22 protein-coding genes and 1 tRNA gene are annotated in these 23,463 nt (G+C 67.9%); 9 read left to right on the top strand and 14 right to left on the bottom strand.

The features are described from left to right. Positions 1-16 precede the first annotated feature (16 nt). The 5 genes from H5393_RS03655 (at position 17) to gcvP (ending at position 7,286) form a co-directional block, all read left to right on the top strand. Entirely contained in the window at positions 17-712 is a 696-nt protein-coding gene (locus tag H5393_RS03655) for a maleylpyruvate isomerase family mycothiol-dependent enzyme (RefSeq protein ID WP_182765499.1), read from the top strand. Positions 713-802: 90 nt separating this feature from the next. Beyond that, the gene (uvrB, locus tag H5393_RS03650) at positions 803-2,866 is read left to right on the top strand and encodes an excinuclease ABC subunit UvrB (protein WP_182765498.1); all 2,064 of its coding nucleotides are present in this window, start codon (positions 803-805) and stop codon (positions 2,864-2,866) included. Between the two features lie 105 nt (positions 2,867-2,971). Continuing rightward, positions 2,972-4,090 carry a glycine cleavage system aminomethyltransferase GcvT gene (gene gcvT / locus H5393_RS03645; protein WP_182765497.1) on the top strand — a complete coding sequence of 373 codons (1,119 nt, stop codon included), beginning with the start codon at positions 2,972-2,974 and terminating at the stop codon, positions 4,088-4,090. A gap of 9 nt (positions 4,091-4,099) precedes the next feature. Then, entirely contained in the window at positions 4,100-4,456 is a 357-nt protein-coding gene (gene gcvH / locus H5393_RS03640; RefSeq protein WP_220488154.1) for a glycine cleavage system protein GcvH, read from the top strand. Between the two features lie 7 nt (positions 4,457-4,463). Then, positions 4,464-7,286: an aminomethyl-transferring glycine dehydrogenase gene (gene gcvP, locus H5393_RS03635; protein ID WP_182765496.1), complete on the top strand. Its 2,823-nt coding sequence runs from the start codon at positions 4,464-4,466 to the stop codon at positions 7,284-7,286. A 9-nt stretch (positions 7,287-7,295) separates the two neighbouring features. Here gcvP and coaE read toward each other — a convergent pair whose 3' ends face one another. Beyond that, positions 7,296-7,892: a dephospho-CoA kinase gene (gene coaE / locus H5393_RS03630; protein ID WP_182765495.1), complete on the bottom strand. Its 597-nt coding sequence runs from the start codon at positions 7,890-7,892 to the stop codon at positions 7,296-7,298. A gap of 63 nt (positions 7,893-7,955) precedes the next feature. On the opposite strand from coaE, the gene H5393_RS03625 reads away from it, so the two are divergent. Further along, on the top strand, positions 7,956-8,111 hold the full coding sequence (locus H5393_RS03625; RefSeq protein WP_143570834.1) for a lmo0937 family membrane protein: 156 nt from the start codon (positions 7,956-7,958) through the stop codon (positions 8,109-8,111). Positions 8,112-8,178: 67 nt separating this feature from the next. On the opposite strand, the gene rpsA is transcribed toward H5393_RS03625, so the two are convergent. Continuing rightward, positions 8,179-9,624 carry a 30S ribosomal protein S1 gene (gene rpsA / locus H5393_RS03620; RefSeq protein ID WP_076058328.1) on the bottom strand — a complete coding sequence of 482 codons (1,446 nt, stop codon included), beginning with the start codon at positions 9,622-9,624 and terminating at the stop codon, positions 8,179-8,181. 210 nt (positions 9,625-9,834) lie between these two features. On the opposite strand from rpsA, the gene H5393_RS03615 reads away from it, so the two are divergent. Then, positions 9,835-10,590, top strand: a complete 756-nt coding sequence (locus tag H5393_RS03615) for a class F sortase (RefSeq protein ID WP_182765494.1) — start codon at positions 9,835-9,837, stop codon at positions 10,588-10,590. Between the two features lie 3 nt (positions 10,591-10,593). On the opposite strand, the gene polA is transcribed toward H5393_RS03615, so the two are convergent. Continuing rightward, complete coding sequence (gene polA, locus H5393_RS03610; protein ID WP_370585914.1) at positions 10,594-13,272, bottom strand: DNA polymerase I; 2,679 nt, start codon at positions 13,270-13,272, stop codon at positions 10,594-10,596. Positions 13,273-13,306: 34 nt separating this feature from the next. Here polA and H5393_RS03605 point away from each other — a divergent pair, with 34 nt between their 5' ends. Beyond that, the gene (locus H5393_RS03605; RefSeq protein WP_182763617.1) at positions 13,307-13,708 is read left to right on the top strand and encodes a PaaI family thioesterase; all 402 of its coding nucleotides are present in this window, start codon (positions 13,307-13,309) and stop codon (positions 13,706-13,708) included. Positions 13,709-13,748: 40 nt separating this feature from the next. Here the strand turns inward: H5393_RS03605 and H5393_RS03600 are convergent, their stop codons facing one another. Then, positions 13,749-14,330: an ANTAR domain-containing response regulator gene (locus tag H5393_RS03600; RefSeq protein ID WP_076058321.1), complete on the bottom strand. Its 582-nt coding sequence runs from the start codon at positions 14,328-14,330 to the stop codon at positions 13,749-13,751. Between the two features lie 141 nt (positions 14,331-14,471). On the opposite strand from H5393_RS03600, the gene H5393_RS03595 reads away from it, so the two are divergent. Then, positions 14,472-14,554: transfer RNA gene (locus H5393_RS03595), tRNA-Leu, on the top strand. 69 nt (positions 14,555-14,623) lie between these two features. On the opposite strand, the gene pyk is transcribed toward H5393_RS03595, so the two are convergent. From pyk to murC, 10 genes are all read right to left on the bottom strand, one after another. Continuing rightward, on the bottom strand, positions 14,624-16,051 hold the full coding sequence (gene pyk, locus H5393_RS03590) for a pyruvate kinase (protein WP_182763618.1): 1,428 nt from the start codon (positions 16,049-16,051) through the stop codon (positions 14,624-14,626). 53 nt (positions 16,052-16,104) lie between these two features. After that, entirely contained in the window at positions 16,105-17,037 is a 933-nt protein-coding gene (locus H5393_RS03585) for an RluA family pseudouridine synthase (protein ID WP_182765493.1), read from the bottom strand. Beyond that, a complete protein-coding gene (gene lspA, locus H5393_RS03580; RefSeq protein ID WP_182763620.1) occupies positions 17,034-17,516 on the bottom strand; it encodes a signal peptidase II in 483 nt (160 codons plus the stop codon). The genes H5393_RS03585 and lspA overlap by 4 nt, the downstream gene beginning before the upstream one ends. A gap of 17 nt (positions 17,517-17,533) precedes the next feature. After that, entirely contained in the window at positions 17,534-17,959 is a 426-nt protein-coding gene (locus H5393_RS03575) for a TraR/DksA family transcriptional regulator (RefSeq protein ID WP_182763621.1), read from the bottom strand. Between the two features lie 111 nt (positions 17,960-18,070). After that, the gene (locus H5393_RS03570; RefSeq protein WP_182765492.1) at positions 18,071-19,024 is read right to left on the bottom strand and encodes a DivIVA domain-containing protein; all 954 of its coding nucleotides are present in this window, start codon (positions 19,022-19,024) and stop codon (positions 18,071-18,073) included. A gap of 107 nt (positions 19,025-19,131) precedes the next feature. Beyond that, complete coding sequence (locus H5393_RS03565; protein ID WP_209455103.1) at positions 19,132-19,419, bottom strand: YggT family protein; 288 nt, start codon at positions 19,417-19,419, stop codon at positions 19,132-19,134. A 5-nt stretch (positions 19,420-19,424) separates the two neighbouring features. Beyond that, entirely contained in the window at positions 19,425-19,886 is a 462-nt protein-coding gene (locus tag H5393_RS03560) for a cell division protein SepF (RefSeq protein WP_076058311.1), read from the bottom strand. 107 nt (positions 19,887-19,993) lie between these two features. Then, positions 19,994-21,175: a cell division protein FtsZ gene (gene ftsZ, locus H5393_RS03555; RefSeq protein ID WP_182765491.1), complete on the bottom strand. Its 1,182-nt coding sequence runs from the start codon at positions 21,173-21,175 to the stop codon at positions 19,994-19,996. Positions 21,176-21,284: 109 nt separating this feature from the next. After that, entirely contained in the window at positions 21,285-22,016 is a 732-nt protein-coding gene (locus H5393_RS03550; protein WP_182763625.1) for a cell division protein FtsQ/DivIB, read from the bottom strand. Beyond that, entirely contained in the window at positions 22,013-23,455 is a 1,443-nt protein-coding gene (murC, locus tag H5393_RS03545) for a UDP-N-acetylmuramate--L-alanine ligase (RefSeq protein ID WP_182765490.1), read from the bottom strand. The genes H5393_RS03550 and murC overlap by 4 nt, the downstream gene beginning before the upstream one ends. Positions 23,456-23,463: the final 8 nt, after the last annotated feature.

Genomic DNA, 23,463 nt, shown 5'->3' with positions numbered 1-23,463 from the left:
TGCTAGTTTGGGGCACATGCCGATGAACCGCCTGCCGTTCGGCGACGTGGTGAGCGCCGTGCGCGAGCACACGTCGCTGCTACTCGGAACGACCATCGGCTTCACCGACGAAGACTGGGCCGGCCCCACGAAGTTGAGCGGCTGGTCACGCAGCCACGTGGCCGCGCACCTCGCCGAGGGGGCCCGTGCGATGGTCCGGGTGATCGGCGAACTCCAGGAGGGCGTGCAGAGCGAGATGTACGGCTCGCGCGGCGAAGACCACCAGGCCATCGAGCTGGGCGCTATCTCCGGCGGCCTCGCGCTGCAGATCGACCTCGACACCAGCGCCAGCGAACTCCAGGAGCTCCTCCCGGAACTGGAGGGCGACCAGCGGGAGATCAGGCTCCGCGACGGCCACCACATCCCCGCCCGCCACGTCCCGCTCGCCCGGCTCAGCGAGGTGGTGCTCCACCATCTCGACCTCGACGCCCACTTCACGCCGTCCGTGCTGGCCCCGGACATCGCCCTGGCGCTCCTGGCCTTCCAGGTGGAGCGCATCGGGCACCGCGACGATTACCCTCCGCTGCGCCTCGTGGCGGATGAGGGCTACGAGGGCACCGTGGGCCGCACGGTGGATCCGGCCACCTTCCACGGCCCGGCCGCCGATCTGCTCGCCTGGCTGATGCGGGGCGTGGAGTGCTCGCGCATCTACCGCGAGGACGAAACCGACTGAGCCCACCCACGACCGTCGACTCGTCCTGGCCTCGGCATGCGACCCTTCGGCAACACGATGCTGTCAGGGCCCGCGACTACTCTGTGTCTCATGCGTCCCATCGAAGAACTGCAGCGCCAGGTGGCCCCGTTGGAGGTCATCTCGGAGTTCTCGCCGTCCGGTGACCAGCCCAGGGCCATCGCGGACCTCGAGAAGCGGATCAACGCCGGCCAGCAGGACGTCGTGCTGCTGGGCGCCACCGGTACCGGCAAGACGGCGACGGTGGCGTGGCTGGCAGAGCGGCTGCAGCGCCCCATCCTCGTGATGCAGCCCAACAAGACCCTGGCCGCGCAGTTCGCCAACGAGCTGCGCGACCTGATGCCCAACAACGCCATCGAATACTTCGTCTCGTACTACGACTACTACCAGCCCGAGGCCTATCTCCCCCAGACGGACACCTACATCGAGAAGGACTCCTCGCTCAACGAGGAGGTGGAGCGGATGCGGCACGCTGCCACGTCGTCGCTGCTCACCCGAAGGGATTGCATCGTCGTGGCAACGGTGTCGGCCATCTACGGCTTGGGCACGCCGGAGGAGTACCTCAAGCAGCGGGTCACGCTCCGCGTCGGAGACGAGTACGAACGCGACAACCTGCTGCGCCATCTGGTGGACATCCAGTACGCCCGCAACGACATCGGCGGCGGACGCGGCACCTTCCGGGTGAAGGGCGACACCCTCGAGGTGTTCCCCATGTACGAGGAGAACGCGCTGCGCGTGGAGTTCTTCGGCGACGAGGTGGAGCGCATCGTCACCATGCACCCGTTGACGGGCAACGTGATCCACGAGGAGAGCGAGGCCTACATCTTCCCCGCCACCCACTACTCCGCAGGCGCAGACCGCATGGAGCGCGCCATCGCTGGCATCGAGCGTGAGCTGGAGCTGCGGCTCGCCGAGTTCGAGGCGCAGGGCAAGCTGCTCGAAGCGCAGCGCCTCCGGATGCGCACCCACTACGACATCGAGATGATGCGCCAGATCGGCACCTGCTCCGGCATCGAGAACTACTCGCGCCACGTTGACGGCCGCGCCCCCGGGTCCGCACCGTCCTGCCTGCTGGACTACTTCCCCGAAGACTTCCTGCTAGTGGTCGACGAGTCGCACGTCACCATCCCCCAGATCGGCGGCATGTACGAGGGCGACGCCTCCCGCAAGCGCACCCTCGTCGAGCACGGGTTCCGGTTGCCCAGCGCCATCGACAACCGGCCGCTGAAGTTCGACGAGTTCGTGGAGCGCATCGGGCAGTCCGTCTACCTGTCGGCCACGCCCGGCCCGTACGAGATGGAACGGGCCGACGGCGTGGTGGAGCAGATCATCCGCCCCACCGGTCTGGTGGATCCGGAGGTCATCCTCAAGCCCACGCGTGGGCAGATCGACGACCTCATGGGCGAGGTGAAGCTCCGCGTGGAGCGCAACGAACGGGTGCTCGTCACCACGCTCACCAAGAAGATGGCCGAGGACCTCACGGACTACCTGATGGACCACGGCATCCGCACCCGCTACCTTCACTCCGACATCGACACCATCCGCCGCATCGAGCTGCTGCGCGAGCTGCGCCTCGGCGAGTACGACGTGCTGGTGGGCATCAACCTGCTCCGCGAGGGCCTCGACCTCCCGGAGGTGTCGCTCGTGGCCATCCTGGACGCCGACAAGGAGGGCTTCCTGCGCTCCGAGCGGTCCCTCATCCAGACCATCGGCCGTGCCGCGCGAAACGTCGCCGGCCAGGTGCACATGTACGCGGACAAGATCACGCCGTCGATGGAGGCCGCCATCGGCGAGACCAACCGTCGACGCGCCGTCCAGGTGGCGTACAACACCGAGCACGGCATAGACCCGCAACCGCTGCGCAAGCGCATCGGCGACGTCTCGGAGATGCTCGCCCGCGAGGACGCGGACACCACCGAACTGCTCGAGGAGGCGGCCTCCGGTGGCCGACGCAAGGGCCGCGGCCTGGATGCCACCGCCATGGCCCAGGAGGAACTCGCCAAGCTCATCGAGGACCTCACCGCCCAGATGCACCAGGCGGCGGCGGAGTTGCAGTTCGAGGTGGCCGCCCGCCACCGCGACGAGATCGTGGACCTGAAGCGGGACCTGCGCGGCATGATCGAGGCCACGCGCTGACGCTGCGCGGATTCCCCCGTTCCCCGCACCGCGGCACTGGTGCGCAGCTAGCCTGGATGCGTTGTCCAACCGTCGGCACGCGTGCCGGGAAGGGGCCCGACGTCGATGAAGACCACGGCGCTGCACGAACTCCACACCCAGTTGGGCGCCAAGCTCGTCGACTTCGCAGGCTGGGACATGCCCGTCCAGTTCGAGGGCGGCCTCAAGGAACACCAGCACACCCGCACTGCGGCGTCACTGTTCGACGTCTCCCACATGGGCCAGGTCCTCATCCGCCCACGCTCAGGAAACATGGCGGACGCGGCGGCAGCGCTGGAGACCCTCATCCCGGCGAGCGTCGCGGGGCTTGAGGAGGGCCGGCAGCGCTACGGCCTGCTGACCAACGACGCCGGCGGCGTGGTGGACGACCTGATGTTCGCCCACCACGGAGACCGGTTCTTCCTGGTCCTCAACGCATCGCGCACCGACGTGGACCTGGCTCTGCTCCAGAGGCTGGAGGGCGTCACCGTCGAGCACCTGACGGACAGGTCGCTGCTGGCGCTGCAGGGGCCGAAGGCCGAGGAGTCGCTGGCCACCCTGCTGCCCGAAGTCGTCGCCATGCGCTTCATGGATTCCCTCGTGCTGGATGCCCCGGGACAGGTTGGGGGCGAGCTGTGGATCTCGCGCTCGGGGTACACCGGTGAGGACGGCTTCGAGATATCCCTCCCCAACGAGCAGGTGGAGGCCTTCGCCCGCGCGCTGCTGGCGCTGGACGACGTGGCCCCGGCCGGTCTGGCCGCCCGCGACTCCCTCCGACTGGAGGCCAGCATGTGCCTCTACGGCCACGAGCTCGCTGAGGACATCACCCCTGTCGAGGCCGGGATCGCCTGGGCCATCCCGAAGGTCCGCCGCTCCGGCGGCTCCAGGGCCGGCGGCTTCCCCGGCGCGGAGGTCATCCTCCGACAACTCGACGAGGGTGCCGCACGTGAGCGGGTGGGCCTGCGCCCCGAGGGCAGGGCCGTGGCCCGCGAGGGTGCTCCCCTGTTCGTCGACGAGCAGGGCACCGAACAGGTCGGCGTCATCACCTCGGGCGGCTTCGGCGCGACCGCCGGCGGCCCCGTCGCCATGGGTTTGGTGCCCACCGGCGCCACGGCCGGAACAACCTTCTACACCCAGGTCCGGGGCAAGGCCCTGCCGCTCACCGTCACGGAACTGCCGTTCGTCCCCCACCAGTACAAGCGCTAGAGGAGCACCATGATCAAGTTCACCAAGGAACACGAATGGGTCGACACCGATACGTTCGCCGTCGGGATCACCGACCACGCCGCCTCGGAACTCGGCGACATCGTCTTCATCGACCTGCCCGACGCCGGCACCACGGTCACCGCGGGTGAGGAGATCGTGGGCATCGACTCCGCCAAGGCCGTCTCCGGCATCAACGCCCCCTACGACGGTGAAATCACCGAGGTCAACGAGTCCCTGGCGGACTCCCCCGAATCGGTGACGCCGGATTCCGCGATGCAGACCTGGTTCATCAAGATCCGCCCTTCGGATTCCGCCGCGGCGGAATCGCTGATGGACGAGGACGCCTACCGCTCGATGATCGGGTAGGGCACCGATGACCACGTGGGACAGCCCGGACGTGCAGCCGGACGACTTCGCGACGCTGCGCCACATCGGCCCCAGCCGCATCGAGATAGCCTCGATGCTGGAGGCCGTGGGCGTCGGCTCGCTCGACGAACTCATCGAGCAGACCGTCCCCAGTGGTCTCCACCAGACGCGGCCGCTGAGCTGGGAGCCCCTCACGGAACACCAGGTCACGCAGAAGCTCCGCGAAGTGGCCGCGAAGAACACCGTGCTGACCTCACTCATCGGCCAGGGCTACTACGGCACGGTCACCCCACCGGTCATCCAGCGCAACGTGTTCGAGAACCCCGCCTGGTACACGGCCTACACGCCGTACCAGCCGGAGATCTCACAGGGCAGGCTGGAGGCGCTCCTGAACTTCCAGACGATGGTGGCGGACCTCACCGGGCTCCCCCTCGCCAACGCCAGCCTCCTCGACGAGCCCACCGCCGCCGCGGAGGCGATGGCCATGGCGAAACGCACCGCCAAAGCCACCTCGCGCCGGTTCTTCGCCGCCGACGACCTCCACCCCCAGACGATCGCAGTGCTGGCCACGCGCGCCGAGCCGCTCGGCATCGACCTCGTGGTGGGCCCCGTGGCCGACTTCGTCGCAGACGACTTCTTCGGCGCCATCTTCGCCCACCCCGGCACCTACGGACACGTCCGCAACCTCACGGACCAGTGTCGCGCCGTCAAGGACAGCGGCGGCATCGCGGTCATCGCCACGGACCTGCTCGCCCTGTGCCTGATCAAGGACCCCGGTTCGATGGGCGCCGACATCGCCATCGGCTCCTCACAGCGCTTCGGCGTGCCCATGGGCTTCGGCGGGCCGCACGCGGCGTTCATGTCGTGTCGTGACGAGCTCAAGCGCGCGCTGCCCGGCCGTCTGGTCGGGGTCTCCAAGGACGCCCGGGGCAACCGCGCCTACCGGCTCGCGCTCCAAACCCGCGAGCAGCACATCCGCCGCGAGAAGGCCACGTCCAACGTCTGCACGGCCCAGGCCCTGTTGGCGGTGATGGCGTCGTTCTACGCCGTCTTCCACGGGCCCAAGGGCCTGCGCTCCATCGCCCAGCGCACCCACCTCACTGCCGCCACGCTTGCCGCCGCCCTCCGCGACGGCGGCGCCGCCGTCGAACCCGAGGTCTTCTTCGACACCATCACCGTCGACGTCGGCGTGGGCCAGGCGGGGATCATCGCCGCCGCCGAGCACCGCGGGATCAACCTGCGCCGCATCGGCCGGCACCGCGTCGGCATCTCCGTCGACGAGACCACGGACCTGGACATCGTCGCCCGCGTGCTCGACGCGTTCGGGATCGACGAGCGCCCCGGGCTGACCGTCGTCCCCGCGCTGCCGGACGACCTGCTCCGCACCACCGACTACCTCACCCACCCGGTGTTCCACCTCAACCGGGCCGAGTCGGAGATGATGCGCTACATGCGCCGCCTGTCGGACCGCGACCTGGCGCTCGACCGCGCCATGATCCCGCTGGGCTCGTGCACCATGAAGCTCAACGCGGCCGTCGAGATGCGGCCCCTGAGCTGGCCCGGGTTCGCCGAACTGCACCCCTACGCACCGGCCCACCAGACGCAGGGCTACGCCGAACTGATCGCCGACCTCGAGGCCAAGCTCTGCGAGATCACGGGCTACGACGCGTTCTCCATGCAGCCCAACTCCGGCGCGCAGGGCGAGTATGCGGGCCTGCTCACCATCGCGGCCTACCACAGGGCCAACGGCGACGACCGGGACGTGTGCCTGATCCCCACCTCCGCCCATGGCACCAACCCGGCCTCCGCCCAGATGGCCGGCATGAAGGTGACGGCGGTGAAGGCGACGGCCGACGGTGAGATCGACCTCGACGACTTCCGCGCCAAGGCCGCCGAGGCGGGCGGCAGGCTCGCGGCGGTGATGATCACCTACCCGTCCACGCACGGCGTCTTCGAGGAGACGGTGCGCCAGGTCTGCGACATCACCCACGAGCACGGCGGCCAGGTCTACATCGACGGCGCCAACCTCAACGCCATGGTGGGTCTGGTCAGGCCGGGCGAGATCGGCGGCGATGTCAGCCACCTCAATCTGCACAAGACCTTCGCCATCCCGCACGGCGGCGGCGGGCCCGGCATGGGGCCGATCGGCGTGCAGCGCCACCTGGCCCCGTTCCTCCCGTCCGACCCGCAGGCGGGCGCCCCCGGTGCCGTCTCCGGCGCCAACCACGGGTCCGCGTCGATCCTGCTGGTTTCGTGGGCCTACGTGCTGCTCATGGGCGGCGCCGGTCTCACCCAGGCCACCAAGGTGGCCATCCTCTCGGCCAACTACCTCGCGAGCAGGCTCGCCGAGGCGTACCCCATCCTGTACACCGGCGCCCGCGGCCGCGTGGCCCATGAGTGCATCGTGGATCCGCGCGGCTGGTCGAAGTCCGGCGTGACCGTCGACGACATCGCCAAGCGGCTCATCGACCACGGCTTCCACGCGCCCACCATGAGCTTCCCGGTGGCCGGCACGTTGATGTTCGAGCCGACGGAGTCGGAGCCCCTTGCGGAGCTGGATCGCTTCGTCGCCGCCATGCTGGACATCGCCCGCGAGGCCCGGCAGGTGATCGACGGGGAGGTCAGCGCCGCCGAGTCGCCGCTCCGGCACGCCCCACACACCGTCGAGGACCTCGTGGCCGACTGGGAGCGCTCCTACTCGCGTGAGCAGGGCTGCTTCCCGGCGGGCGCGTTCCGCGTCGACAAGTACTGGCCAGCGGTGGGACGCATCGACAACGCCTACGGCGACCGCAATCTCGTCTGCAGCTGCCCGCCCTGGGGCGAGGAGTAGGAGCGGCGCTCAGGTCGCAGAGTTGCTGAGTTTCTCCCACAACTGCTCGACCTGGCGGACGGTAGACGCCTGGTCACCGTCGTTGTCGATGACCTGGGTGGCTGCCGCGCACCGCTCCACGCGGGAGGCCTGTGCCATGATCCGCTGGCAGGCCTCGTCGCGGCTCAGGTTGTTGCGGTGCATGAGGCGCAGCACCTGGGTGTTGACCGGCACGTCCACGACGACCACCTCGTCGAACAGGTCCTGCTGGCCGGTCTCCACCAGCAACGGGATCACGTGGACGACGACGGCGTCCACAGGCGCCTTCTGCTCCAGTTCCGCGCTCCTGGCGCGCACGAGCGGGTGGACGATGGCGTTGAGGTCCGCGCGCGCAGCGTCGTCGGCGAAGACGAGCCGGCCGAGCCGTGGCCGGTCGAGCATCCCCTCCGGCGTCAGGATGTCTTCGCCGAACCGCTCGACGACGGCTGCCAGACCCGGGGTGCCCGGCTGCACCACTTCCCGTGCGAGCAGATCCGAATCGATGAGCACCGCGCCGCGGGCTTGGAGTTCGTCCGCGACGAACGACTTCCCGGAGGCGATACCCCCTGTCAGGCCAACCCTTACCACCGCCCCCACCTCCCTGTAGGCTGAACCGAACCCGAACCTGACAACGGCATGAAAGGAAACCTCATGGCACGCATCCTGTGGATCGTTCTCGTCGTGGTGGTCATTCTATGGCTGCTCGGCTTCCTCCTGAAGGTGGGCGGCGCCTTCATCCACATTCTGCTGGTGATCGCGCTCATCGTCCTGATCGTCAACCTCGTGACCGGGCGCCGCGGCGTCTGAGCCGCCTGACACCGGAACCAACAAGGCCCGCCCCCATTCGGGGGCGGGCCTTGTTGGTGACGCGGGATCAGTTACCGGCGAGCTTGTCGCGCAGAGCCTGCAGCGACTCATCGGAAGCCAGCGAGCCGGCTCCGTCGGTCTCGACGTCGGTCGAGGTGTAACCGGCGGCAGCCTCGACGGTGGCATCGCGTTCGGCAGTCTCGGCGGACTCCACCTGAGCCTTGTGGGCCTCCCACAGAGCGTGCGCCTGGGCGTACTGGGCCTCCCAAGCAGCGCGCTGCTCGTCGAAGCCTTCCTTCCAGTCGTTCGTCTCGGGGTCGAAGCCCTCGGGGTAGATGTAGTTACCCTGCTCGTCGTAGGACGCCTGCATGCCGTAGAGAGCCGGGTCGAAGTCGATTGCGGCGACGTCGATGCCCTCGTTGGCCTGCTTCAGCGACAGCGAGACGCGGCGACGCTCGAGGTCGATGTCGATGACCTTGACCATGCGGTCGTCACCGACGGCGACAACCTGCTCCGGGATCTCGACGTGACGCTCAGCGAGCTCGGACACGTGGACCAGGCCCTCGATGCCCTCGCCGACGCGGACGAACGCACCGAACGGAACCAGCTTGGTGACCTTGCCGGGCACGATCTGACCGATCTGGTGCAGACGCGCGAAGGTCTGCCACGGGTCTTCCTGGGTGGCCTTGAGCGACAGGGAGACGCGCTCGCGGTCCATGTCCACCTCGAGCACCTCGACGGTGACGGCCATGCCGACCTCGACGACCTCGTTCGGGTGGTCGATGTGCTTCCAGCTGAGCTCCGAGACGTGCACGAGGCCGTCCACGCCGCCGAGATCGACGAACGCGCCGAAGTTGACGATGGAGGACACGACACCCTTGCGGATCTGGCCCTTCTGGAGCTGCGTGAGGAAGGTCTGACGGACCTCCGACTGGGTCTGCTCGAGGTAGGCGCGACGCGACAGGACCACGTTGTTGCGGTTCTTGTCGAGTTCGATGATCTTGGCCTCGAGCTCCATGCCCACGTAGGGCTGGAGGTCGCGGACGCGACGCATCTCGACCAGCGACGCGGGCAGGAAGCCACGCAGGCCGATGTCGACGATCAGGCCGCCCTTGACAACCTCGATGACGGAGCCGGTGACAACGCCGTCCTCTTCCTTGATCTTCTCGATCGTGCCCCAGGCGCGCTCGTACTGTGCGCGCTTCTTGGACAGGATGAGGCGGCCTTCCTTGTCCTCCTTGGTCTGGACGAGGGCCTCGATCACATCACCCACCTGGACGACGTCGAATGGATCGACGTCGTGCTTGATGGAGAGCTCCTTCGAGGGGATGACGCCTTCGGTCTTGTAACCGATGTCGAGCAGGACCTCGTCCCGGTCAACCTTGACGACGGTGCCGGAGACGATGTCCCCGTCGTTGAAAGAAATGATGGTGGCGTCAACCGCAGCGAGGAAATCTTCGCGGGTGCCAATGTCATCGACTGCGACAGTCGAGGCCTCAGTGGAGGAGGTCATGTAGTAGGGCTCCGAAATAGTGGATGAAAATGGATGCACTGCGCCCGTGACGAATCACCGCTCTCTACTCCGTCCGAGAGAACGCAGGCCACAGTGCCCGCTCAGCGTACCGCTCTTCGTCGAGCAACGGCAACCTGAAGTCGAAATCGGGGCCAACCGGAGAACACTAGCGGTTATGGTCCGATCCGGCCAATGCCTATGCTTGCCCACGTGTCGCAGACCCCTGAACCGCAGAGCCGGCGCTCCACGCGCCTCCTCGTCCTGTTGGCCGCCGTCGTCGGGGTGATCGCGCTGCTGGTCTTCGCGCTCACCCGCGGCGGTGCACCCGCGGCCGGGCCGGCGGCCCCAGCCGCTTCGTCCCCCGCCCCGGCCTCCACCACCGCGCTACCGTCGCCGGCTCCGGCGACGACCTCGGCGTCACCTGGCGGCCAGGCCACGCCGTCGGGCAACCCGGCCCTCGCAGAGTGCACGGCGGTCGCGGACGGCTTCGTGCCACAGCGGTTCACGATCGAGTCGTTGGGCGCCGACGAGCGGGTCATTACGCTGAACCTGGACAAGGACGGCAACATCGCCGCTCCCCCGTTCGACCAGCCCCGTACCGCCTCCTGGTGGAGCGGCGGCCCCAAGCCCGGCGCGGCCAACGGCAAGGCCGTCCTGTCCATCCACACCTACAACCCCAGCCTGCCGCCCGCCCTCGGCAACGAGATGTACGAAGGCGGCAGGTCCCAGTTGGAACCCGGCGACGTGATCAAGCTGTACGGCAGCGACGGTCAGGTGCAGTGCTACCAATACACGGAGGCCGTGAAGGTGTGGGTCGAGGACTATGACCCTAATTCCAACGTGATGGTCGACTTCGAGGGCGCGCCCCAGCTGGCCATCGTGATCTGCTGGGACTACGAGGCGAGCACCAAGGCGTGGGATTCCCGGATCCTGTTCTACGCAGACCCGGTGGTCCCCGCCACCTGAGGGCTAGTGGGCGGCAGACTGCCAGCTGTCGCCCACGCCGATCGACACCTCGAGCGGCACCAGCAGCTTCGCGGCCCCGCCCATCTCGCGCGCCACCAGTTCGGTGACGGTCTGGCGCTCGCCCGGGGCGATCTCGAGGACCAGTTCGTCGTGCACCTGCAGCAACATCCGGCTGGTCAGCCCCGCGTCGTCCAGCGCGCGGCCGACGTTGATCATGGCGACCTTGATGACATCTGCCGCGGATCCCTGGATGGGTGAGTTGAGCGCCGCCCGCTCCGCCATCTCCCGCCGCTGCCTGTTGGTCGTGGTGAGGTCCGGCAGGTACCGGCGACGGCCCAGCATGGTTTCGGTGTAGCCCACGCGGCGGGCCTCCTCGACGATGGCCGCCAGGTACTGGCGCACGCCGCCGACGCGGGAGAAGTAGTCGTCCATGAGGTCGCGCGCCTCACCGACAGAGATCTTCAGCTGGTTGGACAGGCCGAAGGCGCTCAGCCCGTAGGCCAGGCCGTAGTTCATCGCCTTGATCTTCGCCCGCATCTCCTGCGTGACACCGCCGGGTTCGACGCCGAACACCAGGGACGCCATCTCGCCGTGGAAGTCGCGGCCGGACTCGAAGGCCTCGATCAGCCCCGGGTCCTTGCTGCCGTGCGCCATGATGCGCATCTCGATCTGCGAGTAGTCCGCCGACATCAGCGACTCGTACCCGTCCCCCGGCACGAACGCGGCCCGGATCTGGCGGCCCACCGACGTGCGGATGGGGATGTTCTGCAGGTTCGGGTCTGTCGACGAGAGGCGCCCCGTCGCGGCGATCGCCTGCATGTAGCTGGTGTGGATGCGGCCGTCCGGCCGCACCGTGGCCAGCAGTCCGTCGACGGTCTGGCGCAGCCTGATCCGGTCCCGGTGGGCCAGCAGGTGCCCGAGGAACGGGTGCTCCGTCTTCTCGAAGAGCTGTTCGAGGGCCTCGGCGTTGGTCGTGTAGCCGGATTTGGTGCGCTTGGTCTTGGGCATCCCCAGTTCGTCGAACAGGACCCCCTGCAGCTGCGTGGGCGAGCCGAGGTTCACCTCGTGCCCGAGCACGTCGAAAGCGGCCTGCTGGGCGTCCTGCACGGCGCGGTCGAACTCGTCGCGCAGGGTGTGCAGCCGGTCCACGTCGACCGCGATGCCGAGCTTCTCCATGGTGGCCAGCGTCCGCTGCAGGGGCAGTTCGACCCCCGTCATGAGGGCGGCCGCGTTGCGTTCGGCGAGTTGCTCGGACAGCACCTCTGCCAGGTCGTGCACGGCCCGCGCGTGCAGCAGGGCGGATTCGACGGCGGAGTCGTCCTCGTCGCCGAAGTCCAGCGCCAGTTGCGCGTCGTCGTCGGTCTGCTGCTGCACGGCGAGGTCGCGGTGCAGGTAGCGCACCACCAGGTCAGAGAGGTCGTAGGTGCGCTGGTCCGGGCGCAGCAGGTACGCGGCCAGCAACGTGTCGAGCTGCACGCCGTCCAGGTCCCAGCCCCTGCTCCAGCACGCCAGGGTGGGGCCCTTGGCCTCGTGGATCAGTTTGGGCCGAGAGCGGTCGGCCAGCCACTCCGCGAGGGATTTGTCGTCCTCCGGGGTGAGGTCCGCCGTGTCGACGTACGCCCCCGAGTTGTCCGCCGCGGCCAGCGCCAGGGCGGTCAGGTCGCCCTCGCCGGCACCCCAGGTGCCGACGAAGTGGACGGCGGTTGTCTGCTGGGCGTGCGCTGCGAGCCAGGCGGCCACCTCGCCCTGCTCGAGGCGCGCGCCCTCCACCGCGAAGCTCTCGGTCGCCACCGGCTCAGCGGAGGCGGCCAACTCCAGCAGCCGCTCGCGGAGGACCCTGAACTCGAGGGCGTCGAACAGTTCGTGTACGCGCTCCCGGTCCCAGTCCACGCGGACGGTGTCCGGCAGCGCCAAGTCGATATCGAGGTCGCAGACGAGCGCGTTGAGGCGGCGGTTGCGCACCACGTCGCCCAGGTGCGCGCGCAGCGACTCCCCCGCCTTGCCGGGGATCTGCTCGGCGCGGGCGACGATGTTGTCCAGCCCGTCGAACTGGGCGATCCACTTCGCGGCGGTCTTGGGGCCCACGCCGGGCACGCCCGGGAGGTTGTCGCTCGTCTCCCCCACCAGGGCGGCGATCTCGGGGTACCGGGCGGGCGGCACCAGGTACTTCTCCTCCACCGCGGCCGGCGTCATGCGGGCCAGGTCCGAGACGCCCCGGCGGGGGTAGAGCAGGGTGACGTGCTCGTTCACGAGCTGCATGGCGTCGCGGTCGCCGGAGACGATGTAGGTGTCGAAGCCCTCACTGGCGGCACGGGTGGAGAGCGTCGCGATCAGGTCATCGGCCTCGTAGCCGGCCATCTCGACGAACGGGATCCGCAGCGCGTCGAGCACGTCCTTGACGAGGGCCACCTGGCCCTTGAACTCGTCTGGGGACTTCGAGCGGTTCGCCTTGTACTCCGGGTACTGCTCGGTACGGAAGGATTCACGCGCCACGTCGAAGGCGACGGCGACGTGCGTGGGCTGCTCGTCGCGCAGCACGTTGATCAGCATGGACGTGAAGCCGAAGACCGCGTTGGTGTGCTGGCCGGTACGGGTGGCGAAACTCTCCACCGGCAGGGCGAAGAACGCCCGATAGGCCACGGAATGTCCGTCGATCAGCAGCAGTTTCTTCACGTCAGTCACAGCTCAAGAGCCTACCGTGGCAGAGTGAGGCCCCATGAACTCCATCCCTGCCTGGCTCGCTGACCAGTTCTCCCCGCTCGACGACAAACTGGGCCTGACCATCACCGAACTGACGCCGGAACGCGTCGTGGGATGGATCCCGGTGGAGGGCAACGAACAGCCGTTCGGGCTCCTCCACGGCGGCGCCAGCGGGGTCGTGGTCGAGACCCTCGCGTCGATGGGGGCCATGGCACACGGCTGGCCGGACCGGGTGGGCGTGGGCGTCGATCTCAACGTCACCCACCTGAGGGCGGCGACCAGGGGCCGGGTGACCGGTACCGCCACCGCCCTGCACCTCGGCCGCAACATGGTGACCTACTCCGTCGACATCATCGACGAACAGGGCAGGCTCACCGCTACCGGGCGGTTGACCTGCCACATGATCAACCGCCGCTGAGCCTGCCCGGCAGGGATCGCCGGCAGGCTCAGGGCGGGCGCTACTTCTTCTTGTGGGAGATGACGCCCTCGGCGACGTCGCGCATGGACTTACGCATGTCCATGGCGGTCTTCTGGATCCAGCGGAACGCCTCCGGCTCCGTGAGGCCCAGGTCCTGCTGCAGGATGCCCTTGGCCTGGTCGATGATCTTGCGCGACTCGAGGCGGTCCTCGAGGCTGGCGAGCTCATCCTCGATGGCGGCGATCTCCTGGAAGCGACCCATGGCGATCTCTATGGCCGGAACCACGTCGGAGGCGCCGAACGGTTTCACGACATAGGCCATGGCGCCGGCGTCACGCGCGCGCTCCACGAGGTCGCGCTGGCTGAACGCGGTGAGCATGACGATGGGCGCGATCCGCTCCTCCGCGATGATCTCTGCGGCCGTGATGCCGTCCATCTTGGGCATCTTCACGTCCATGATCACGAGGTCGGGTACGAGCTCGCGGGCGAGCTTGACGGCTTCTTCACCGTCGCCGGCTTCGCCGACCACGTCGTATCCCTCCTCGGTGAGGAGCTCGACCAGGTCGAGGCGGATCAGCGCCTCGTCCTCGGCGACAATCACAGTGGGCTTCTTCTTCGTCATATCTAGTGGCACTTTTCCCTCGCCGCGGGAGGCGAGCTTCGTCGGTCAACCTGCCCAGATACTACTCCCGTAGCGGGCAAAGTGCCCACTCACGCCCGCAATGCATGATGCGGGCGGTCTATGGCACAATAAGTGAGGCCCGCCCGGGTGGCGGAATGGTATACGCGGACGGCTCAAACCCGTCTGGTCGAAAGGCCGTAGGGGTTCGAGTCCCCTCCCGGGCACACACAGCAACACCCCGCCAGGATCGCTCCCGGCGGGGTGTTTCACTTGCGGTCAGGGCCGCCGGCGGGTCAGTGGGACTCGCCGAGTTCCTTGATCTTGTGGACGCGCAGGTTGTTGGTCTTGCCGGGGATGCCCATGGGCGAACCCGAGACGATGACGATGCGCTCGCCGACCTCGATCATGCCGCGGTCACGCAGGTGACGGTCAACGGCCTCCACGACCTCTTCCTGGGAGTTGAACTCAGGGGTCACCTGGGTGTCGACGCCCCACGACAGGGTCATGGTCTGGCGGGTGGCCTTCTCCGGGGAGAACACCAGCATCGGGATGGGGGAACGCAGACGCGAGATGCGCCGGCCGGTGTCACCGGACTTGGTGAAGGCCACCAGGTAGCGGGCGCCGATACGCTCGGCGACCTCGGCGGCGGCCTTCGCCAGGATGCCACCCGTGGTGTGCGGGTCCCAGTCGATGATGTGGATCTCGGCGTGGCCTTCGCGCTCGGTCTTCTCGACGATGCGGGCCATGGTGGCCACGGTCTCGACAGGGAAGTCACCGACGGAGGTCTCGCCCGAGAGCATGACCGCGTCGGCGCCATCGAGGATGGCGTTGGCGACGTCGGAGGTCTCGGCGCGCGTGGGGCGCGGGTTCGAGATCATCGACTCGAGCATCTGCGTGGCGACGATCACCGGCTTGGCCCACTTGCGGGCCGCGCGGATGATCTTCTTCTGGACCAGCGGGACCTCTTCGAGCGGCAGTTCGACGCCCAGGTCACCGCGGGCGACCATGAACGCGTCGAACGCGTCGATGATGTCCTGCAGGTTGGCGATCGCCTGGGGCTTCTCAAGCTTGGCGATGACGGGCAGGTGGCGACCCTCCTCGTCCATGATCTCGTGGACGCGCTTGATGTCGTCGGCCGAGCGCACGAAGGACAGGGCGATCATGTCGACGTCCTGGTGCAGCGCCCAGCGCAGGTCGTTCTCGTCCTTCTCGGACAGCGCGGGGACGGACACGGCGACACCGGGCAGGTTGATGCCCTTGTTGTTCGACACGGGACCGGGGACGGTCACCTCGCACACGACGTCACGCTCGGTGACCTCGATGGCGCGGAGGCCGACCTTGCCGTCGTCGATGAGGATGGGGTCCCCCACGTTGACGTCGCCGGTCAGGCCCTTGTAGGTCGTGGAGCAGCGCTCCTTGTTGCCGAGAATGTCGTCGATGGTGATGGTGAACCGGTCACCCACCTCGAGGTACTGCTTCTCGTCGTTCTCGAAGCGCCCCAGACGGATCTTGGGGCCCTGCAGGTCGGCGAAAACGCCAACGGTCTTGCCGGTCAGCTCAGCTGCTTCCCGGACGTTCTTGATTCGGTTGCCGTGCTCGTTGTAGTCGCCATGGCTCATATTGAGACGGGCGACGTTCATGCCGGCATTAAGGAGCTCCACAAGGCGCTCGACGGATTCAGCAGACGGGCCGAGGGTACATACGATCTTTGCTCTACGCACGGGCCAAGACTACTGCAAGGGCCGCCTCAGGCACATCGGGGTGCCCCGATGGATCATCGTGGCTGGGCGATCCCCTCGCGCACCAGCTCCAGCGCCCGCGCCAGATCCTCGGGGTACGGGGAGGTGAAGCGCACCTCGTCACCCTTGGTGGGATGCGTAAAGCCCAACTCGACGGCGTGCAGCCACTGCCTGATCAGGCCGAGGCGCTCCGCCATGGTGGGGTCCGCCCCGTAGAGGGGGTCGCCCACGCAGGGGTGGCCGATGGCCGCCATGTGGACTCGGATCTGGTGGGTGCGGCCGGTCTCGAGGTGGACCTCGAGAAGGGTTGCGGCGCGGTGCGCCTCCAACGTCTCGTAATGCGTGACCGAATGACGGCCACCCTCGATGATGGCCATCTTCCAGTCGGCGCCCGGGTGCCGCGCGATGGGCGCCTCGATGGTGCCCGTGAACGGGTCCGGGTGACCCTGCACCAGCGCGTGGTAGATCTTGTCGACGGTGCGGTCGCGGAAGGCCTGCTTCAGCACGCTGTAGGCGACCTCCGACTTGGCCACCACCATCAGGCCGCTGGTGCCGACGTCGAGGCGCTGCACGATGCCCTGGCGCTCGGCCGCACCGGAGGTGGCCACCTGCACGCCGGCGGCAGCCAGGTGCTCCACGACGGAGGGCCCCTCCCAGCCGAGGCTGGGATGCGCCGCCACACCGACGGGCTTGTCGACGACGACGAGGTCTGCGTCCTCGAACACGATACGCACACCGTCTGCCAACTGCGCCCGGACCTGCACGCCCACGGGGGCGGAGTCGTCGAGGTCGAGCAGTTCACCGCCGCGGACCTTCTGGGAGCCCTTCGTCACGACAGCCCCGCCCAGCCGGAGGTGGCCGTCGGCGATCATCGTCTCGATGCGCGACCTCGAGTAGCCGGAGATGCGGGCGGCCGCGGCGTCGAGGCGCTCGCCGGCGAGCGCGTCCGGAATCAGGAAGACGCTCATGCGGGCACCTTCCGGGGACTCCGCTCCCGCAGCTCGGCCAGGATGCCGGCCACGATGATGAGACCCGCGGCCACCGTGATGCAGACGTCGGCCCAGTTGAAGATGGCGAAGTTCGGCACCTGGAACATGTCGATCACGTGGCCGTGCAGCGCCGCGGGCGGCTGGGTGATCCGGTCCACCAGGTTGCCGGTGATGCCGCCGAAGAGCAGGCCCAGGGCGACGGCGTGCCAGAGCGCTGTGATCCGCGTGAGCGCCACGAGGCAGCCGACGGTGGCGAGGATGGCGAACACGCTGAAGACGATCGTGACCCCAGAACCCATGCCGAAGGCCGCCCCGGGGTTACGGATGAGGTTGAGGCTCAGCAGTTCCCCCACGACGGGCACACGCTCGCCAGGGGTCAGATGCGTGACAGAGGCGATCTTGATCAGTTGGTCCGCGGCGAGCATCGTCAGGCCGAGGCCCGCGGCGAGCAGACCCACCCCCAAGCGCTGCTTGTTCAGCGCCGTTCCTCGCGCTGCTTGCAGGTCACACACATCGTGGCACGGGGGAACACCTGGAGGCGGCCCTTGCCGATCGGCTGGCCGCAGACCTCACAGAAGCCGTACTCGCCGTTGTCGAACAGGTGGAGCGCGAGGCGGGCCTGCTCTGCCATCTCACGCACGTTCTGCACGAGCGAGAGTTCCTGGTCGCGTTCGAAGTTGCTGGAACCCACGTCGACCGGGTCACGACCGGCTCCGTCGATACCGCCCCGCATCAGGGAGTCCAGTTCGGCCTCGGTCTGCTCGATGCGGCGTTCCATGCGCTGGATCTCATCGACGAGCTCGGCGCGTTGCTCCGCCACCTCTTCGGGAGTCCACGGCTCCTCGCCCTCAAGCACGGGGAGGACCACCTGGGTCTCAGGGGTCTTTTTCGTCGTCGGCATGGCTGCTCTTTCTCGCAGTGGTGTTCTGGTTGGGGAAGGCTACACCAGGATGGGGGCAACGCAACAGGCCGACCCACTCACGGATCGGCCTGCGCTCAGAAAGGTTGTTGACTACTGCTGATCCCCACCGGCCAGCGCATCGAGACGGGGGGTCTCGGAGTGGCGCTGCTGGGCCAGTTCAGGAACGTCGTGCGGCTCCGGGCGGTCGTCCTTGATGGACGCCAGGAGACGCTGCAGCGAACCGGTCATGTTCTCGCGGTAGCTCGTCTCGAACGAACGCAGGGCATCCACCTTGACGGTGAGGTCCGCCTGCTCGCGCTCGAGGGAGGAGAACAGCTCGTGGCGACGCTCGGTGGCCTGACGGTCGATGTCGCTGGCGCGCGACTCAGCTTCCTTGGTCATCTGCTCCGCGTTCACCCGGGCCTCGGACTCGACACGCTCGGCCTTGGTGCGGGCGTCGGTCTTGATCTCGGTGGCGCGCTGCTCGGCCTCGGCGATCTTGCGCTGGGCCTCAGCCTGCGCCTCGTTGACGAGGGTGGTGGCCTGGTCCGTGGCCATCTGCAGGAGCCGCGTGACGGCGGGGGCGGCCTCTTCGGAGCTGGTCACGACGATGTTCTCTGTGCCGCCGACCTGCGTCACACGCTCGGAACGGGCGCGGTCGTACTCGGCGCGCACCTTCTCGAGCTGGTTGCGCAACTGCTCGTTCTCGGCGGACAACTCGCGCACGCGCTCCTCGGCGGCCGCCTGGTGCGCGGCGCTGGAATCGCCACTGCTGTTCAGCGCCGACTTGAGCCGGTCGACCTCGCCACGGAGCGCGGAGATCTCGTGGTCCTTGTCCTGGAGTGCGGAATGCAGTTCCGAGTCGTCCACGACGGCGGGCTGCACGCTGGTGGACTGCACTGAGTCAAGCTCGCGGCGGAGGCGTTCGCGCTCCTTGTCGAACTCGTCGAACGTCAGCTCGACCTTGTCGATGAAGGTGTCGACGTCACCGACCTGGTAACCCGTCTCGCCACGCCGGGACATGCGGAATCGGATCTGGCGCACCTCGTCGAGTGTCAGACTCATGTTGGCTCCATATCGAAAGATGATCAATCAACCGGCCGGAACCGGATTATCTGAGGCTAGCGTAGCCCCATGGGCACCTGCCAACACCTCAAGCGGGGGTGAAGGGTTCAAAAGGGCAGGTAGACCAGCACCAGCTGCCCGATGATCTGCAGCAGGATGAACAGCACCAGCACGCTGAGGTCCAGCGAGGCGTTGCCCAGCCGCACCGGTTTGATCCACCGGCGGAGGAAACGCACCGGCGGATCAGTCAGGCTGTAGATGGTCTCCACTATGACCAGCACGAAACCCTTCGGGTGCCAGCCGGGAGCGAACATGGGCACCCACGAGAGAATGACGCGGGCGAGGAGGACCCAGATGTAGAGGTTGATCAGCCACCAGAGGATGTATGCGACCACTGTGCTCAACTCTGGTTGAAGAAGCCACCAGAAACGATGCGCTCCTTGTCTTCGGGGCCCACGACCAGATTCTGCGGGCAGAGCAGGAACACCTTGCTGGAGACGCGCTCGATGTTGCCCTGGAGCCCGAAGACGAGGCCGGCAGCGAAGTCGACCAGGCGCTTCTCATCGCCGTCCTCCATGTCCGACAGGTTCATGATCACGGGGATCTGGTCCCGGAAGTTCTCACCGATGACCCGCGCCTCGTTGTACGAGCGGGGACGGACGCTGACGATTCTGCTCAAGTCGGCCACCTCCTTCTGCGGCTGCGCCACGGGCGTCACCGGCTTGGGGCGGCGCTGCGGCAGGGCCTGCACGCGGCTGACTTCCGCGCTGGGCTCGTCTTCCTCAACGTAGACGTCGTCCGTGAGTTCGTCTGCGTCGTCGATGTCGTCATCCCGATAGCGACCGTCTTCGACGAGTCCCATCCACGCGGCAAGCTTCCGAACGCCCACGAGAGTCTCCTTCTGGTTAATACACGAAGGCTAGCGCGCCGCACCAGGGTTACCGGATCCGACGCACCGACGCGCCGTGATCACTTCATGAAGTCGGGGACATCCAGGTCGTCGTCGTAGTCCGGCCCGGGCTGGGGCGCGGCGGGACGCTGCGTCGGCATGGGGCTGGCCTGCTGGGCGCGGTACTGCTGGTGGCCCGGGTTGGTGGGCTCCGCCTCGAACTGCGGCTGCTGCTGCGGCCGCGGCTGGGGGGCGGGCTGCTGCTGCGTCTGCGGCTTGGGGGCGACGCGGGCCTGCGGCCGGCGCTGCGGCATGCCACCGTCGAAGCCGGCGGCGATGACGGTGATGCGCACCTCGTCGCCCAGGGCGTCGTCGATGACGGTACCGAAGATGATGTTGGCCTCGTCGTGCGCGGCCTGCTCGATGAGCTGGGCCGCGGCGGAGACCTCGAACAGGCCCAGGTCTGAACCACCGGCGATGGAGAGCAGGACGCCGTGGGCGCCGTCGATGCTGGCTTCCAGCAGCGGCGACGAGATGGCCATCTCCGCTGCGGCGCGTGCACGGTCCTCGCCGCGGGCCGAACCGATACCCATGAGGGCGGAGCCGGCCTGGCTCATGATGGACTTCACGTCGGCGAAGTCGAGGTTGATGAGACCCGGGGTGGTGATGAGGTCCGTGATGCCGGACACGCCCTGCATCAGCACCTGGTCCGCCTGCTTGAACGCATCGAGGATGGCCACCTGGTGGTCCGTCATCTGGAGCAGCTTGTCGTTGGGGATGACGATGAGGGTGTCAACCTCTTCGCGGAGCTGCTCGATGCCCACCTCCGCCTGGGAGGCGCGGCGCTTGCCCTCGAAGGAGAACGGACGCGTCACGACGCCGATGGTCAGGGCGCCCAGCGAGCGGGCGATCTTCGCGACGATGGGAGCGGCGCCGGTACCGGTGCCGCCTCCCTCACCCGCGGTGACGAAGACCATGTCGGCCCCCTTGAGGGCCTCCTCGATCTCGTCGGAGTGGTCGTCCGCGGCCTGCCGGCCCTTCGCGGGGTCAGCTCCCGCGCCGAGACCGCGGGTCAGTTCGCGGCCGATGTCGAGCTTGACGTCCGCGTCGCTCATCAGCAATGCCTGCGCATCTGTGTTGACGGCGATGAACTCCACGCCGCGGAGCCCCGCTTCGATCATGCGGTTGACGGCGTTGACGCCGCCGCCGCCGACACCGACGACTTTGATCACCGCGAGGTAGTTCTGAGATGCGCTTGCCATGGGCTAGAGACTATGGGGGCGGCCAAGGCCAGTCCAACGGCACGGCCCAAACCCTCAATAATCACCTCAAGTGCTACTTCAGGGTTTGGTTGAGCCTCGGCCCGTCCACCTACTTCGTCGTGGGATGTCCCGGTGCCGACACGTCGTAAACGGTGGCCTCGACGCTCAGTAGAGCACTCACCACGTCGGCCTTCAACTCGGATTCGTCCGCACTTCCCCATACGACGGTGCGCCCGCCCTCGAGGGAGAGGGAGATCCGGTCCACGGCCTCCGCCGAGATCGCGACGACGGCCGGCCTGAGGTCCGCCGGGATGTGGTTGGCGACGGTGGCGACATCCGCCAGCAACCGTTGCTGGTCCTCCACGGTGGCCACTGTGGCCGGCAGGTCCCGCGGGCCGAGCGCGGCGGTGCGGTGGAAGGCCACGCCCTCCTCATCGATCCAGTCGTACTGGCCGTCGCGTTCGCGCAGGAAGGCGGCGGTGCGCTCGGTGACCTCGATCACGACGGTGTCCGGCAGTTGCCGCGACACCTCGACCGAGCGAACCGCGGGCAGGTCGTTGACCCGTTGGGTCACGGCGCCCAGGTCCTGCGTGAGCAGCGGCTCGCCCATCGGCACCTCGGCGGCGGTGATGATCTGGTCCGTCGTCAACAGCGACACGCCGGTGACCGACACCCGCTGGGCCGCGAAGACCGTCGAGAAGAAGGCCAGCCACACGCCGAGGGCCACCAGCAGCACAGCAGCTGCGAGACCGCCTCGGAACCACCACCTGCGGCGGCGCTCCGCGTTGCGTTTGTCCTGGAGGGCCCTGGCGAACTCGCCCGGGGTCAGCGCTTCGCTCACTTCGCGGTGGGCCGCTGCTTCAGGAGATCAGCAAGTAGCGGGCCGACGATGGTGACGTCGCCACAGCCCAGGGTGATGATGAGGTCACCCGGTTCTGCGATGTCGTTGAGGGCTGCGGGAAGGTCGTACTTCTCCTTGACGTAGACCAGGTTCTCCTGGCCGTGCCTCCGTGCCGCGTCGACGACGAGTTCGCCGGTGACGCCGGGCACCGGGTCTTCCCGGGCGCCGCAGATGTCGTTGATGACCGCGATGTCCGCCAGCGTCATCACCTCACCGAACTCGTCGGCGAAGTCCAGTGTCCGGCTGTAGAGATGGGGCTGGAAGCAGGCGATCAACCGGCCGGTGAGCCCCGTGGCCTCGTTGCCGGCCGACGTGGCGCGCCGGGCCGCAGTCAGCGCGGCGCGGATCTCCGTGGGGTGGTGCGCGTAGTCGTCGAAGACGCGGATACCGGCGGTGTCCGTGATGAGCTGGAAACGCCGCAGCGTGCCCTCGAACCGGCCGAGCGCGTCCACAGCCTCGTTGTGGCTGAGCCCGAGCACGCGGCCCACGGCGTAGGCGGCTGACGCGTTGGCCAGATTGTGGTTGCCCGGCACCTGGAGCACGATCCGGCCGGAATCATCCCCGTAGGTGATGGTGGCGGCGACCCCGTTGCCGTGGGCCTCCACCTCTGTGATGCGTACGTCGGCGTCCTCGGATTCGCCGTAGCGGATGATGTGCGGGGTCTCCCCCACCAACTCCTCCGCCAGCGTGCGGGAGCCGGCATCGTCGACATTGATGACCACGTGCTGGACGTGCGGCCTGGTGGCGAAGGCGCGGAAGCCGTCGGCGTAGGCCTCAGCGGTGCCCCAGTTGACCAGGTGGTCCGCCTCCACGTTGGTGATGACGGCGATCTCCGTGGGGTACTGCAGGAACGAGGCATCTGATTCGTCGGCCTCGACGACGAACGACTCACCGGCGCCGACGGCGGAGCTCGCCCCCGTCGTCGACAGCGGGCCGCCGATGACGTAGCTGGGATCCCTGCCGGCCTCGCTGAGCATGACGGCCGTCATGGCCGTCGTGGTCGTCTTGCCGTGTGTGCCCGCGACGGAGACGCCGCGCTTGCCCTTCATCAGGGCGGCGAGGGCCGCCGAGCGGTGCCAGATCCGCAGGCCGCGTCTGCGGGCCTCCACGAGTTCCACGTTGTCGGCGCGGATGGCCGAGGAGATCACGACGGTCTTCGCGTCGCCGACCTGGGAGGCGTCGTGTCCCACATAGGTGGTCACTCCGGCTCGTTGGAGGCCACGGAGCGCCGTCGAATCAGACTGGTCCGAACCGGAGGTCTTGATGCCGAGTTCGGCGTAGAGGCTGGCGATGCCGCTCATGCCGGAGCCGCCTGCTGCGATGAAATGGACCGGCCCCACCTCGTCGGCGGGCACCACCTCGATGGGATTGAGGAGCATGGGTTGTG

This window comes from Tessaracoccus sp. MC1756 (assembly GCF_014164735.1).
GTDB lineage: Bacteria > Actinomycetota > Actinomycetes > Propionibacteriales > Propionibacteriaceae > Arachnia.
The sequence above is the reverse complement of the archived record's forward strand: the minus strand, read 5'-3'. Positions and strand labels throughout refer to the sequence as shown.

Bases quoted from the DNA above. Each gene is read 5' to 3' on its own strand.
- H5393_RS03655 (WP_182765499.1), top strand. From the start codon at position 17: ATGCCGATGAACCGCCTGCCGTTCGGCGACGTGGTGAGCGCCGTGCGC.
- uvrB (WP_182765498.1), top strand. From the start codon at position 803: ATGCGTCCCATCGAAGAACTGCAGCGCCAGGTGGCCCCGTTGGAGGTC.
- gcvT (WP_182765497.1), top strand. From the start codon at position 2,972: ATGAAGACCACGGCGCTGCACGAACTCCACACCCAGTTGGGCGCCAAG.
- gcvH (WP_220488154.1), top strand. From the start codon at position 4,100: ATGATCAAGTTCACCAAGGAACACGAATGGGTCGACACCGATACGTTC.
- gcvP (WP_182765496.1), top strand. From the start codon at position 4,464: ATGACCACGTGGGACAGCCCGGACGTGCAGCCGGACGACTTCGCGACG.
- H5393_RS03625 (WP_143570834.1), top strand. From the start codon at position 7,956: ATGGCACGCATCCTGTGGATCGTTCTCGTCGTGGTGGTCATTCTATGG.
- rpsA (WP_076058328.1), bottom strand. From the start codon at position 9,624: ATGACCTCCTCCACTGAGGCCTCGACTGTCGCAGTCGATGACATTGGC.
- H5393_RS03605 (WP_182763617.1), top strand. From the start codon at position 13,307: ATGAACTCCATCCCTGCCTGGCTCGCTGACCAGTTCTCCCCGCTCGAC.
- H5393_RS03600 (WP_076058321.1), bottom strand. From the start codon at position 14,330: ATGACGAAGAAGAAGCCCACTGTGATTGTCGCCGAGGACGAGGCGCTG.
- H5393_RS03585 (WP_182765493.1), bottom strand. From the start codon at position 17,037: ATGAGCGTCTTCCTGATTCCGGACGCGCTCGCCGGCGAGCGCCTCGAC.
- H5393_RS03575 (WP_182763621.1), bottom strand. From the start codon at position 17,959: ATGCCGACGACGAAAAAGACCCCTGAGACCCAGGTGGTCCTCCCCGTG.
- H5393_RS03570 (WP_182765492.1), bottom strand. From the start codon at position 19,024: ATGAGTCTGACACTCGACGAGGTGCGCCAGATCCGATTCCGCATGTCC.
- H5393_RS03560 (WP_076058311.1), bottom strand. From the start codon at position 19,886: ATGGGACTCGTCGAAGACGGTCGCTATCGGGATGACGACATCGACGAC.
- ftsZ (WP_182765491.1), bottom strand. From the start codon at position 21,175: ATGGCAAGCGCATCTCAGAACTACCTCGCGGTGATCAAAGTCGTCGGT.
- murC (WP_182765490.1), bottom strand. From the start codon at position 23,455: ATGCTCCTCAATCCCATCGAGGTGGTGCCCGCCGACGAGGTGGGGCCG.